This window comes from Arthrobacter sp. efr-133-TYG-104 (genome assembly GCF_030208915.1).
Taxonomy (GTDB): domain Bacteria; phylum Actinomycetota; class Actinomycetes; order Actinomycetales; family Micrococcaceae; genus Arthrobacter.
In genome coordinates, this window is record NZ_JARVTA010000001.1 from 399,212 (window position 1) to 411,685 (window position 12,474).

At 64.3% G+C, this 12,474-nt stretch carries 11 protein-coding genes; 2 read left to right on the top strand and 9 right to left on the bottom strand.

The genetic code is table 11. The features are described from left to right. On the top strand, nucleotides 1-804 hold the full coding sequence (locus tag QRN04_RS01820) for a metal-dependent hydrolase (RefSeq protein WP_284974433.1): 804 nt from the start codon (nucleotides 1-3) through the stop codon (nucleotides 802-804). 112 nt (nucleotides 805-916) lie between these two features. Here the strand turns inward: QRN04_RS01820 and QRN04_RS01825 are convergent, their stop codons facing one another. The 8 genes from QRN04_RS01825 to nirB all read right to left on the bottom strand — a co-directional run bounded on the left by QRN04_RS01825 (nucleotide 917) and on the right by nirB (nucleotide 10,010). Next, the gene (locus tag QRN04_RS01825) at nucleotides 917-1,144 is read right to left on the bottom strand and encodes a hypothetical protein (RefSeq protein ID WP_284974434.1); all 228 of its coding nucleotides are present in this window, start codon (nucleotides 1,142-1,144) and stop codon (nucleotides 917-919) included. A 45-nt stretch (nucleotides 1,145-1,189) separates the two neighbouring features. Next, nucleotides 1,190-1,882: a deoxyribose-phosphate aldolase gene (deoC, locus tag QRN04_RS01830; RefSeq protein WP_284974435.1), complete on the bottom strand. Its 693-nt coding sequence runs from the start codon at nucleotides 1,880-1,882 to the stop codon at nucleotides 1,190-1,192. Nucleotides 1,883-1,995: 113 nt separating this feature from the next. Beyond that, nucleotides 1,996-2,877 (bottom strand): FAD-dependent oxidoreductase, encoded by an 882-nt coding sequence (locus QRN04_RS01835; RefSeq protein WP_284974436.1) that lies wholly within the window; start codon nucleotides 2,875-2,877, stop codon nucleotides 1,996-1,998. Nucleotides 2,878-3,058: 181 nt separating this feature from the next. After that, nucleotides 3,059-4,345, bottom strand: coding sequence for an ABC transporter permease (locus tag QRN04_RS01840; protein WP_284974437.1), 1,287 nt, complete (start codon nucleotides 4,343-4,345; stop codon nucleotides 3,059-3,061). After that, a complete protein-coding gene (locus QRN04_RS01845) occupies nucleotides 4,342-5,052 on the bottom strand; it encodes an ABC transporter ATP-binding protein (RefSeq protein WP_284974438.1) in 711 nt (236 codons plus the stop codon). Before QRN04_RS01845 ends, QRN04_RS01840 begins: the two co-directional genes overlap by 4 nt. A 90-nt stretch (nucleotides 5,053-5,142) precedes the next feature. After that, entirely contained in the window at nucleotides 5,143-6,300 is a 1,158-nt protein-coding gene (locus QRN04_RS01850) for a uroporphyrinogen-III synthase (RefSeq protein ID WP_284974439.1), read from the bottom strand. Nucleotides 6,301-6,312: 12 nt separating this feature from the next. Beyond that, on the bottom strand, nucleotides 6,313-7,344 hold the full coding sequence (gene cobA / locus QRN04_RS01855; RefSeq protein WP_284974440.1) for a uroporphyrinogen-III C-methyltransferase: 1,032 nt from the start codon (nucleotides 7,342-7,344) through the stop codon (nucleotides 6,313-6,315). An 8-nt stretch (nucleotides 7,345-7,352) separates the two neighbouring features. Then, nucleotides 7,353-10,010 (bottom strand): nitrite reductase large subunit NirB, encoded by a 2,658-nt coding sequence (gene nirB / locus QRN04_RS01860; RefSeq protein ID WP_284974441.1) that lies wholly within the window; start codon nucleotides 10,008-10,010, stop codon nucleotides 7,353-7,355. A 281-nt stretch (nucleotides 10,011-10,291) separates the two neighbouring features. Here nirB and nirD point away from each other — a divergent pair, with 281 nt between their 5' ends. After that, on the top strand, nucleotides 10,292-10,654 hold the full coding sequence (nirD, locus tag QRN04_RS01865; RefSeq protein ID WP_284974442.1) for a nitrite reductase small subunit NirD: 363 nt from the start codon (nucleotides 10,292-10,294) through the stop codon (nucleotides 10,652-10,654). 42 nt (nucleotides 10,655-10,696) lie between these two features. Here nirD and QRN04_RS01870 read toward each other — a convergent pair whose 3' ends face one another. Continuing rightward, nucleotides 10,697-12,442, bottom strand: a complete 1,746-nt coding sequence (locus QRN04_RS01870; RefSeq protein ID WP_284974443.1) for a phospho-sugar mutase — start codon at nucleotides 12,440-12,442, stop codon at nucleotides 10,697-10,699. Between the last annotated feature and the right edge of the window lie 32 nt (nucleotides 12,443-12,474).

The following is a 12,474-nucleotide window of genomic DNA, read 5'->3' on the forward strand; positions in this document are numbered from 1 at the left end:
ATGATGGGGGGACACCACGCCGCGTCAGGAGCCGCGGCGTGGATAGCTATTGCCTCAACCAGCCCCTACGCCCTCGGTTGGTACCCGCTGGACCCCACCGGCATCCTGATCGGCGCCATGGCGACGGCGGGCACCGCCTTGGTGTGCGACTGGGACCACCGCCACAGCACCATCGCGAACTCGCTGCCGCCCCTGTCCAATGTGATTGCGGTCGGCATCGAGAAAGCCAGCGGCGGCCACCGGCAGGGTACGCATTCATTGCTGGGAGCCTCGGCGTTCGTGGTGCTTGCCACCATCGCCGCGCAATTCCAGATGATGACGCCCTTGGGACGGCTGTCCATCGGTGCGGGACTGCTGTGCATGTTCATGATCAACCTGGCAGCGAAAGCGCTGCACCTGTTTCCGAAATCAGGCTGGATCACCAACTGGCTCTTCGCCGTGGTCATGGCAGGGCTCGTGACCTGGTTCGCGCCGGGTCAGTGGAGCTGGTTGCCGCTGTCCATGCTGACCGGGGTGGCAGTGCACATCGTGGGGGACATGATCACCGTGGGGGGAGTGCCGCTTCTCTGGCCCATCGTCATCAAGCCGCCTAAATTCCTCCGGAAGTCCTTCATCAGCGGCATTTGGCGGGCCAACGGAGCGTTCTCCATACCCTTCCTGGGACGAGCCGGATCACGCCGCGAGTGGCTGGTGCTCATCCCCGTCAGCGGATACGCCATGGTGGGAATGGGCGCCGCGGCGTGGGCGCTTCTGCAGCTGCACTGGCCGGGTTTCCTTGCGGCGCTGGCTGGCATGGTGCACTAGTTGCGGCGGGCCTCGGCCCGTTAAACACGGCCGCTTAAATTCGGCCCCTATAAACCCTTAAAAACGTATGGCCCGGGCGGGAGCCCGGGCCATACAGCGTTCTACGGAAGATCTAGCTTTCGCCGGCCGAATCAGAGCGGCCCAGGACGGTCTGGGGAATCCAGAAAGCGAGCGCAAACAGGATCAAGCAAACCGCCATCGGCCAAACGTTGTCCAAGGTGAGGAAAGTAAGGGAGAAGATGGCGCCAAGGAAAAGGACCATCATGATGACGAACAGGATAATGCTCGTACCGAGGTGGTTCTCTCTTTCAATGGGGGCGCTTGTTGCTTCCTTGGACATTCATTCCTCCTTGCCCCGCGGGGCTCAAAATCAGTTACGGACGCCTCAGTAGCTGGATGAACCTTGTTCACCGTTGACGATGGCAATTCCGGAACTCGCTCCGATACGTGTTGCACCTGCAGCAATCATAGCCTGTGCGTCAGCCAGTGAGCGCACCCCGCCGGAGGCCTTGACGCCCATGTCGGGGCCCACCGTCTTGCGCATGAGGGCGACATCCTCCGCTGTGGCCCCGCCGCCATTGAACCCGGTGGACGTCTTGACGAAATCGGCACCGGCTTCTGCGGCCGCCTCGCAAGCGATCACCTTTTGCTCATCGGTCAGCATGGAGGTTTCGATGATGACCTTCAGGATCGCTTCACCCGCATGGACTGTCTCAGCCACCGTTTTGATGTCGTCCACGAGCGCGCCTTTGTCCTTGGCACGTGCCGCGGCCATGTTGATCACCATGTCGATTTCGTTGGCGCCGTCGAGCACTGCGCCCCGGGCTTCGAAAGCCTTGACGTCACTCGGCGTGGCACCGAACGGGAAGCCGATCACTGAACAGGTCAGCACCCCGGAACCTTTCAGGGCTTTGCGGACAGTCTTGACCCAGATGGGGTTGACGCACACCGATTTGAACTTATATTCCACAGCCTCAGCACAGACCTTGAGGATGTCATCCTCGCTGGCTTCCGGCTTGAGGAGTGTGTGGTCGATGTAGGCGGCGATGCTAGCAGGGGCGACGGCTTCGTAGCTCATGGGATCCTTCCGTGCAGGGCGTGGCCGGCCCGGTGGCCGCAGGGTTGTCACAGCCCTTCAGATGACCATCTTGCCACACCTGCCATGGTGGATTTGGGCGACGCCGGACGTTCTCACGCCGCTTGAAGGGCCTCCCGTTCGGCACCCATCGCAGCTGACAGGATGCCCGAAGCGCACAGCATCGCCGAGGACTCCGCTGAGAGGAGCAAACCGAGCCGGAAGCCGTCACAGGACGCGGCATCGCCGATAGCCCAGATTCCAGGCAGAGAGGTGGCGAGGTTGCGCCCGACTGCGATGCCGCCGTCGTGCCCGATGTCGAGGCCGGCACTCAAGGCGAGCTCATTGCGGGCGACTCTTTCCTCGGCGATGACCACAAGGTCGCCCTTCATGCTGCTGCCGTCCTCGAAGAGGATGCCAGTGGCCCGGGTAGCGGGAACGACCTCGGGAACCGCTGCGGAGTTGACGACGGCGGCTGGCCGAAGCGTTGTCCGCACGGGACGGACGCCGCGGGCCCGCAACACAGCCTCGGCCTGGCCCGCAGCCGGTCCGGTGCCAACGAGGATGCCCAGAGGTCGGCGCCCCACGGTGCCGGCGATGTCCTTCACAGCCTCGCCGAGGCCGGCGGCGTCGTCGATGGTGGAGTAGCTGAGGCCTGCCTCGGCACCAGCCACCGGTGGGAGCACGGGCGCCGAACCGGTGGCGATGACGAGCTGATCGTAGGAGAACTCCATTCCGTCAGTTGTGGTCACGATCTTGGCCCCTGCATCGATGAAGCTTGCTGCCTGGCCGAAGCGGACGGAGACGTGGGGAAGTTCCGCGATTTCAAGGAGGGCCTGCGGGTAGTCGTCCCTGTTGCTGAGCAGCGTGATGCTTCCCCTGAAGGTGCGGTCGCCGCCGTCGGCTGTTCCTGCGAGCCTCCGCACCAAAGCCTGCGCGGCGGGACCCGCCCCAGCAATGACGACGTGAGGAAAAACTTCGGACGGGGTAGCGGACATGTCTGGCCCTTTCGCTATGACCTGTTTGGTGCTGTTGGTCATCAGCGTAGGGGGACTGCTTTTCGCGGGTGTTTCCGCGCTGTTGCCATTGATGGCCGGTCCGTAGTGAGTTGTTTACCCGGCGGTAATAAGCTGCGTCACACCGCTGCGTCAGGCGGCGACGGGGACTATGCGACGGGGACTATTCGTAACGCAGGGAGTCGATCGGATTTTGGCGCGCGGCACGGGCAGCCGGAAGCGTACCGGCGATGAAAGCTATGGCCATGACCAGGATGATCACTCCGGCCACGGGTGCGGGAGCGAAGCTGAGGATCTGCAGTCCGGAGAGATCGCTGAGCGGGCCACGGGCGAGGACGCCGCTGACCACAGTACCCAGGCCGATAGCTACGGCTGATCCGATCAGGCTGCCCAGGAGCCCAATGAACGCGGCTTCCGTGCTGAACAGGGCAAAGACAGATCCGCTGCCCATCCCCATGGCCTTCATGAGTCCGATTTCGCGGGTGCGTTCCTGAACGGACATCAGCAAGGTATTGACGATACCGAACCCTGCGGCCACCAGCGCGATGATCGCGAAGGCGTCCAGGACGCCGATGATTCCATTGATGACCGTTTTCACGGTGCCGATGCGGTCATCCAACGTCTGGGCCGTGTATCCAGCGGCACTTAGTTGGGACTTCATGTCGTTGACGGCGCGCGAATTGGTGGGGGTGAAGGCTGCTGTGGCGGCGGTCCAGGTCTGGAGTCCGACGGCGGCCGCGCCGGTGTTCTGCGCGCCGGCGAGCGCGGTCGTGAGTGCCTTGTTGGCAAGGGCGCCGCCGCTGCCGAGCAGGGCGTTTTCTTCCACGCCCTGGATTGTGGCCGTCACGGTGTGCATGGTGCCGGTGGCGTCCAGGATCCCGATGGTGATGTTTTGGCCGATCGCGTGGGCGTTGTCAGTAAGCCCCAGTGGCACCACGTAGTTGGAAGGAAGGGTGATCTGGGACTGGCTTCCGGTGTCGTCCATGGCCGTGCCGGCGGCCAGCGGGGGATGGGCTCCGGCCAGGGGACTGATGCTGAGCTGGTACTTGTCTTTGTTGTTCCACTGGATGTAAGCGGTGTTGAGCCGGGTGACGGGGGAAACGCTGGTGATTCCCGGAATGGTGGCCATTTTGTCGAGGTCGGCTTGGGTGAGGGCCAATTCGGTGGATCCTGGCCTTCCGCCGACGGCGATGACCCTGGTGTTGGGGTCGTACTTCTTTGGTCCGGATCCGGCGTCCGTGCTGGTGTCGGTCTTGGTAACGGTGAAGGCGTTGCTCGGCCCTACGGCAGCAATCTGGGCGTCTATGTAGTTGGAAATACCGGTGCCCAGGCCGTTGGTGATGGTCAGGGTGAAGGCTCCGACGAAGATGGCCAGTATGGTCAGCGTGGTGCGGAGCTTGCTGCGGAAGCTGTTGGAGATTGCTGTTTTAACTGTTTCAAGCGGTTTCATGCCGCGTGCTCCTCATCGGTGGTGATCAGCTTCCCATCGCGGATGAAGAGGCGTCGGTTGAAGCGGGCTGCGAGGTCGTGGTCGTGGGTGACCGTGATCAAGGTGATGCCCTGGTTCTGGTTGAGGTCGAAGAGGATGTCTTCGACGATCCGTCCGGTGGCGGTATCGAGGTTTCCGGTGGGCTCGTCGGCGAAGAGGACCTGTGGGTTGTTTGCGAGGGCGCGGGCGATCACCACCCGCTGCTTTTGGCCGCCGGAGAGGTTGCCGGCCTTATTCCGGGCCTTGTCTGCCAGTTCAAGCTGTTCCAGGACGGTCATGCCGCGGATGCGCCGTTCCCGCGCGCCAACGCCCGCAATTTTCAGTGGCAGGACCACGTTCTCCAACACGCTGGAGGCGTGGTTGAGGAAGAACTGCTGGAACACGAAGCCGAACATCTGGTTCCGAAGGGTATTGAGCTTGCGCGCGGTCAAGGTCTTGGCGTCTGTCCCGTCAACGTGGACTTCACCTCCTCCGGGCGTATCGAGCAGGGCGAGCAAGTGCATCAGGGTGGACTTGCCGGACCCACTCTTTCCCACGATGGCTACGGAATCACCACGGTCGATCTCGAGGGAGACGCCCTTCAGAGCGTCGAAGCGGTCCGGACCGCGACCGTACGTCTTAGTCAGGTCGCGGGTGGACAAAATCGGTACAGGCACAGAGGTTCCCATCAGGAGTCGCAAGCACTGGAAACAAGCAGTACCAGAGCAGTAATAGGTAACCTACACGGCGAAACTTTCAGAATCCTGAGGGTTCCGAACCTAGGCCCGCAGCCGGTACCCGCGCTTCACCACGGTTTCAATGAGCTTTCCATCCGGGAGCGCGGAGCGGAGCCGGCTCACGGTCATGTCCAAGGCATGCACTGAACCGCGCAGATCCAGAAGGTCGGAGAGGGCCTCCCTGGACAGCACGGCACCGCCAGCCCCCAGGAGCGCCCTAAGGAGCAAGAGGGGTGCAGGGGCGAGTTCCACTGCTTCGCCGTTGATCCGCAGGCACCTCCCGCGCAACTCGATCGTGGAGCCCTTGGTCTCCAAACGGCGCACATGGTTCAACGAGAGATGTTCGGTCACCAGGCGGATGAGTGCACCCATCCGGTAGCGGTCGGGGATCAGTGGCGCCAGTCCGGCGTCGAGCAGTGGCTGCGCGGTGACCGGCCCGACGGCGGCAACGGTCACCGGCCCTTTGAGGGCGTCCACGAGTTGGCGGTACAAGCCCATCTCGTGCGCGGTGCTCCACATGGCGTCCACTGCGGGAGCGCTGGTGAAAGTCAGGACGTCCAGATTCCCGCTGCAGACGGCCTCGATCAGGCGGGGGAGTTTGTCCTCGCCGTCGGGCTTGACCCAACGGTAAGGCGTCACTGTCAGCACCGTGGCCCCGGACATCCGGAGCCGCTCCAGCTGCCGGACGTCGGTGTAGCCATGGAGCTGGACGGCCACGGTTTTGCCGCGGACTCCCTCCACCAGGAGCATGTCAACGAGCGTTGCGGTGGTTTCGTCGCTGCTGATTCCGACGTCGGCAAGGCCTGCCGCGCGCACGGCACCGCGGGCCTTTGGTCCGCGAACGAACATGCGGCACGCGGACAGTGTCTCGAGGAGTTGTTCGCCGATTCCAAAGGAGTCGGCAGCCTCGCACCAGCGGCGCATTCCGTAAGCCGTGGTGGCGATGCAGATGTCCGGTTTGGCTGCGATGATGGTGCGCGTGTCCTCGATCAGGACCATGTCCTCCTGGACGGGGGCGATCTTGAGCGCGGGAGCGTGGAGCACAGCCGCGCCACGGCGTTCCAAGGCCTCGATGAGGTCTTGGGAACGGCGGTGCGAGGTTACTCCGATGCGAAACCCGTCCAGCGGCAGGTCCGCGGGTTCGGCGAGTGCGGGAGTGGTGGCAGGGCCGACGGCTTCGAGGACGCGTGCAACAGTCATGTGTTCTTACCTTCAGGCTTCAATGAGGGAAGCCGCGAGCCGGCTCAGTTCAGCGGATGCTTCGGTGTGGTTTCGGTTGGCTTCGGGCACCCTGACTACCTCGCCGATAACCAGGACGGCCGGGTTGCTGCAGCCGCTCGCTGCCGTTTCAATCGTACCGAGATCGGCAATGGTGGTGCGTTGCCCGGGCCGGTAGCCTCGCTCCACTACGGCCATCGGCATCTCCGGTTTCATCCCGGCGCGGCGAAGGCCTGCCGCCAGTTGCGGAAGCGTGCCAATACCCATGAGCACCACGATCGTGCCGCCGAGCCCGGCCAGATGGGTGAGTTCCTTCTCGGACAGTGGCGCATGGCCGGACACCACCGTGAACATGTGGCTGACTTCGCGATGGGTCACAGGGATACCCGCGGCCGCCGGGACCGAAATGGCGCTGGTGACGCCGGAGATGACCCGTACCGGCACACCGGCGGCGATGCAGGCGGCCACCTCCTCACCGCCGCGACCGAACACATAAGGATCTCCACCCTTGAGCCGGACCACGTTCTTGCCCAGCAGGGCAGCCTCAACCATGAGCTTCTCGATGTCCCGTTGCGTCACCCTGTGCAGCCCCGGCTGCTTGCCCACATCGACCAGTTCCGCGGATGTCAGGGCATCAAGTTCCCGGTAGGGCGCCAACCGGTCGTAAAACACGACGTCGGCATCCCGCAACGCCTCGACCGCACCGACGGTGAGAAGGGCCAGGGCGCCAGGTCCGCCACCGACCAAGGTCACGTGTCCTTCCGCGCCGGCGGGAGGTTCAAAGGCCACCGGGACTCCGGCCTCGCGGCAGTGCTGCACCAACGGAACCCAGCCCGGATCGCCGTCGTCCACTAGCGCGACGAGGAACGGCCTCTGGGGGAGGGGCCCGGCGTCCCCCATCCCGGGGTTCGATAGGCGATGCACCACGGCGCCGGCGTGTTCGTAACGGCGGACGGCCTGCCGGGCGGCGCGGTCAGATCCGGCGACCCAAACGTTGCGGCCGGTGAGGTCAATGGTGAGCTGCACGGTTCCCCCTAGTTTTCGCCGGCGCTGTTTTGGATGGCGCTGTTTTGGATGCCGCTGCTTTGGCGGATCGGGATGCTCGACGCGATGAGCACGCCGCCCTTTTCTTCCTGAGTGGCAGGCCTGATCTGGCCACGCTCGGGAACAAAGGAGATGGATTCGTCCTTCTGGTCGGGTGCGTTGACGAAGGACCGAAAACGGCGCAGGCGCTCGGGATCCTTCAGGGTTTCGGCCCACTCATCCTGGTACGTGTCGATGTGTTTGGCCATGGCGGCTTCGAGCTCTTCGGCGATTCCCAACGAGTCATGGACCACCACCTCCTCGACGTGTTTGATCCCGCCGTCGAGCTCCTCCTGCCAGCGCGCGGTGCGCTGGAGGCGGTCCGCGGTACGGATGTAATACATGAGGTAGCGGTCGATGTACTTGAGCAGGGTCTGGTCGTCCAGGTCCTTCGCGAGGAGCTGCGCGTGCGCCGGGGTTGCCCCACCGTTACCACCCACGTACAGGTTCCAGCCGTCGGCCGTGGCAATGACCCCAACGTCCTTTCCGCGGGCTTCTGCACATTCGCGGGCGCAGCCGGAAACACCCATTTTCAGCTTGTGGGGGCTGCGCAGGCCCCGATACCGCAGCTCCAAGGCGATCGCCATCGCTACCGAGTCCTGCACTCCGAAACGGCACCACGTGGAGCCCACGCAGGACTTCACCGTCCGCAGGCTCTTGCCGTACGCCTGGCCGGACTCGAAGCCGGCATCCACCAGTTCTTTCCAAATCTCCGGGAGTTGTTCCAAGCGGGCACCAAACATGTCGATGCGCTGGCCTCCGGTGATCTTGGTGTACAGCTTGTACTTCTCGGCAACGGCCGCGATCACACCGAGGCCCTTGGGCGTGATCTCGCCACCGGCAATGCGGGGGACCACGGAATAGGTGCCGTCTTTCTGCATGTTCGCCAGCGCCCGGTCGTTGGTGTCCTGCAGCGAGCCGCGGCCCTCATCAAGGACGTACGCGGAGTGCTGGCTGGCCAGGATGGAGGCAATGGTCGGCTTGCAGATATCGCAGCCCGCTCCGGTGCCGTACTTGGCCATGATGTCCTCGAACGAGGTGAGCTCCAAGACGCGGATGGCGTCAAAGAGTTCCTGCCGGGACAAGCTGATGTGTTCGCACAGCGCCTTGGAAACCTCGATGCCGGACTTGGTCAGCTCACCTTCAAGGAGCTTCTTCAGCATCGGCACGCACGAACCGCACTGCGTGCCGGCGCGGGTGCAGCCCTTCAGCTCGGCCAGTTCCCGCACCGGGGACTCGCCCTCGCAGGCACCGCAACCGTTGATGGCGTCACGGATAGTGCCCGCAGCCACGTTGTTGCACGAGCACAGGATCGCGTCGTCCGGGAGTTCGGTTTCCGGCGCTTCCCCTCCACCGGCAGCGCTCAGGTATGCCCCCGGCTCGGCGGGAAGCTCACGGCCCAGAAGCGGGCGCAGGCTCATGTACGGGGAAGCGTCGCCCACGAAAATGCCGCCCAGCAGGGTCTTGGCGTCATCGGTGGTGACGATCTTCTGGTAGACCCCACGGGCAGGGTCGGCGTAAACGACTTCCAGGGCGTGCTCGGTCCTGGCGAACGCGTCACCGAAGCTGGCAACGTCGACGCCGGACAACTTGAGTTTGGTGGCCGTGTCAAAGCCAGGGAATGTTGCTTCGCCACCGTGAAGGCGGTCGGCAACGATCTCGGCCATGGTGTTGGCCGGCGCCACGAGGCCCAGGCACATGCCCCCGTAGTTGGCCACCTCACCGATGGCCCAGATGCCGTCCACCTCCGTGGCGCAGAAGTCATTGATGACCACGCCGCCACGCTGACCCAAGCTGAATACCTGTTCTTCGCCCTCAGCCGCACGGAACAGGTCATCGCGCGGCCGGACGCCGATAGCGACGATCACGAGGTCCGCCTCGATGGTCCTTCCGTCCGCCATGAGGACACCGGTGACCTGGCCGTCGTCGTCCGTCAGTACCTCCGAGGGGAACACGCCGCCGTGGACTTCAAAGCCCTTGGCCTCGATGAGACGGCCCAACGCCTGTCCGGCACCTTGATCCAACTGCGTGTTCATCAGCCACGGTGAGCCGTTGATGACAATCGGCGTCGCCCCAAGCTGTTCAGTGCCGGCGGCAGACTCAAGGCCCAACAACCCACCGCCAATGGTGACCGCTTTGGCCTTCCGGCCCAATCTTTGGCGGAGCTCGGCGAGGGCCTTGTTGATGGCCCACACGTCCTCCAGCGTCCGGTACACGTGGGTGTGCTCCGCCCCGGGAATGGGGAGGCGGGCAGCGTCCGAACCGGATGCCACAACCAATTGGTCGTAGTGGTATTCATTGCCGGCGGCGGTGAGGACGCTCTTGGCAGCGGGATCAATCCTCACGGCGCGCTCGCCGGTGACCAGGGTCAAGGCATCGTGGTCCCACATGGAGGCCTGGCCCAAGGTGAGGTCCACGTCCGCTTCCGTCAGTGCCCTGCTCAGTGCTACGCGGTCGTAGGGCAGGTGGGCCTCTTCGGTCAGCACGGTGACCTGCCAGCCGTCAAGGCCTCGGTTGTACATGGCGTCAACAAAGCGGTGGGCAGCAGGGCCGCCTCCGACGACGACGATGCGGCGCGGGTTCCCTGCGCTTGAGGTGTGTCCGGTCACTGGTGGGCCTTTCGCAAATGCTGCAGACGGTTCTCCGCAGCTTGTGTTCCAGCCTAGGGACGGGCAATTTCGCTTCAGTTTCCCTTGTGTTTCGTGATCTTAACTTCTGCATCACGAACGCATTTCCGGGGGTGTGAGGTCTCTTTTACCCACCCGACACAAACACGCACCGCTGGTGAAACACCCGGGTTTTAGCGTGGAGGTGTGGCCGCGACCGTGGCCGATGTCCCGGAATTGACGGCAGGAACGGCCGGCGTCCGGGCCCAGTGAGAGGGGCTGCAATGACCATAATTCTGGACCGCGCAAAGGACCTGGAAGCAACCGCTACGTGGCACCGCGTGTGCCCGCTCGATGAATTGGAGCTTGCGTGGGGCGAAGCGGCCCTGGTTGCCGGCCGCCAAGTTGCGCTGTTCCGCACCGCGGACGGCACGGTGTCCGCCGTCGCCCAACAAGACCCCGCCACCCTGGCAAACGTCATGGCGCGAGGCATCGTTGGATCCCGCGGGAGCAGGCCAACCATCGCATCGCCGCTGCATAAAGAGGTGTACGACCTCCACACCGGTGAGTGCTTGACGCGCCCGGACCTGACGTTGCCTACGTTCGCCACCCGGCTGGTGGACGGCTACGTGGAAGTGGAACTTTAGGCCTGGTTCATCACAAGCCTGGTTCATCACAAGCCCAGTTCATTACAAGCCCAGGGCCTCGCTGACGTCCCGCAGGACGTCGTCCAAGGACGCCCGCGCAGCCTGCCGGGCAGCGGGAAGTTCCGCTGCGGACTCCACGGGTTGGATGACTTCGAGGTAGCACTTCAGCTTCGGTTCGGTGCCGCTTGGCCGGATGATCACGCGCGTCTGGTCCCGCGTGAGGTACAGCAGCCCGTCCGTTGGAGGCAGGGCATCGCTGCCTTCGGCCAGGTCCGTGAAAACTTCGACGGCGGAACCCGCGAACGCTTCCGGCGCATTGACCCGCAGCCTGTTCATCATCGCGTCCAAGAGTCCCAGATCAGCCACGCGGATGTTCAACTGGTCGCTCGCATGCAACCCGTGGACCAGGTACAGGTCATCCAAAGTGTCGAAAATTGTCCGTCCTTCAGCCTTGGCCGTGGCGGCAAGCTCTGCGATCATGACCGCAGCCGAGATGCCGTCCTTGTCGCGGACCAGGTCCGGTGCCACGCAGTAGCCCAGTGCTTCCTCGTACCCGTAGGTCAGGTCCGGCACGCGGGAGATCCATTTGAAGCCGGTGAGGGTCTCTTCATGGGCGAATCCTGCGGATGCGGCGATCCGGGCCAGCAGCCGCGAGGAAACGATCGAGTTCGCAAAAACCCTCGCACCCTGCTCCGCCTCTTCCCGGACGGCCAGCCGGGCAACGATGTGAGCACCCAACAGCGCGCCCACCTCGTCCCCGCGCAGCATTCGCCAAGTCCCCGTCGCGGGGTCCAGTGCGGCGACTGCAGCGCGGTCGGCGTCGGGGTCGTTGGCAAGGACAATGTCCGCGCCCGACTCCGCAGCGGCCGCCAAGGCCAAATCCAGTGCGCCCGGCTCCTCCGGGTTGGGGAAGGCCACGGTGGGGAAGTCCGGGTCCGGCTCCGCCTGTTCGGCCACCAATGTGACGTCCGTGAAGCCGGCAGCCGAAAGCACCGAAACCGCAGTCTCCCCGCCCACTCCGTGCATCGGGGTCAGCACGATCTTGAGGTCCCTGGCGGGGAAGTTCTCCCGGTCCACCAGTCCTGCCATGGCTGTTTTGTATTCGGCGGCGATGGACGCCGGCAGCACCGTCCAACCATCGTCTGCCAGGGTGATCGAGTCGAGCGTTCCGACGGCGTCGATCTTCGCCGCGATACCGGCGTCGTACGGCGCCACGATCTGCGAGCCGCGGCCCGACTCCGGGACGGCGTGCCGTCCCAGGTAGACCTTGTACCCGTTGTCCTGAGGCGGGTTGTGGCTGGCGGTGACCATCACTCCGCCGTCACACTCCAGCTTCCTGACCGCGTAGGCCAGCAACGGCGTCGGCAGCGCGGCGGGCATGAGGAACGTCTCGAAGCCTGCAGCCGTAAAAATGGCCGCTGTTTCTTGGGCGAAAATATCCGAGTTGTAGCGGGCATCGAAGCCGACGACGGCGCGCGGCCGGGTCCCCGGGGCAGCAGCGGCCACGGCTTCGGTGAGGAAAGCCGCCAAGCCTGCCGCTGCCCGGCGGACCACCACCCGGTTCATCCGGTTGGGTCCGGGCCCGAGCGCTGCGCGAAGCCCAGCCGTGCCGAATTGCAGGGTGCCGTTGAAGCTGTCTGCCAGTTCCTGCCTCGCAGCCGCGTCACCAGCGGCGGCGAGGTCGGCCAGCTCCACGAGCGCGGCCGCGGTCACCGCATCGGGATCTTGGGCCGCCCACTTGCGGGCGTCGGTGAGTAGTTGGTCGAGGCCGGCATCGCTTGATGTCATAGGGACCAAACTATCCTCATTGGCCACCTCAA

What these genes read in the sequence shown, in the direction of transcription:
- QRN04_RS01820 (WP_284974433.1), top strand. Translation starts at nt 1, where the DNA reads ATGATGGGGGGACACCACGCCGCGTCAGGAGCCGCGGCGTGGATAGCT.
- QRN04_RS01825 (WP_284974434.1), bottom strand. Translation starts at nt 1,144, where the DNA reads ATGTCCAAGGAAGCAACAAGCGCCCCCATTGAAAGAGAGAACCACCTC.
- deoC (WP_284974435.1), bottom strand. Translation starts at nt 1,882, where the DNA reads ATGAGCTACGAAGCCGTCGCCCCTGCTAGCATCGCCGCCTACATCGAC.
- QRN04_RS01835 (WP_284974436.1), bottom strand. Translation starts at nt 2,877, where the DNA reads ATGTCCGCTACCCCGTCCGAAGTTTTTCCTCACGTCGTCATTGCTGGG.
- QRN04_RS01840 (WP_284974437.1), bottom strand. Translation starts at nt 4,345, where the DNA reads ATGAAACCGCTTGAAACAGTTAAAACAGCAATCTCCAACAGCTTCCGC.
- QRN04_RS01845 (WP_284974438.1), bottom strand. Translation starts at nt 5,052, where the DNA reads ATGGGAACCTCTGTGCCTGTACCGATTTTGTCCACCCGCGACCTGACT.
- QRN04_RS01850 (WP_284974439.1), bottom strand. Translation starts at nt 6,300, where the DNA reads ATGACTGTTGCACGCGTCCTCGAAGCCGTCGGCCCTGCCACCACTCCC.
- nirD (WP_284974442.1), top strand. Translation starts at nt 10,292, where the DNA reads ATGACCATAATTCTGGACCGCGCAAAGGACCTGGAAGCAACCGCTACG.
- QRN04_RS01870 (WP_284974443.1), bottom strand. Translation starts at nt 12,442, where the DNA reads ATGACATCAAGCGATGCCGGCCTCGACCAACTACTCACCGACGCCCGC.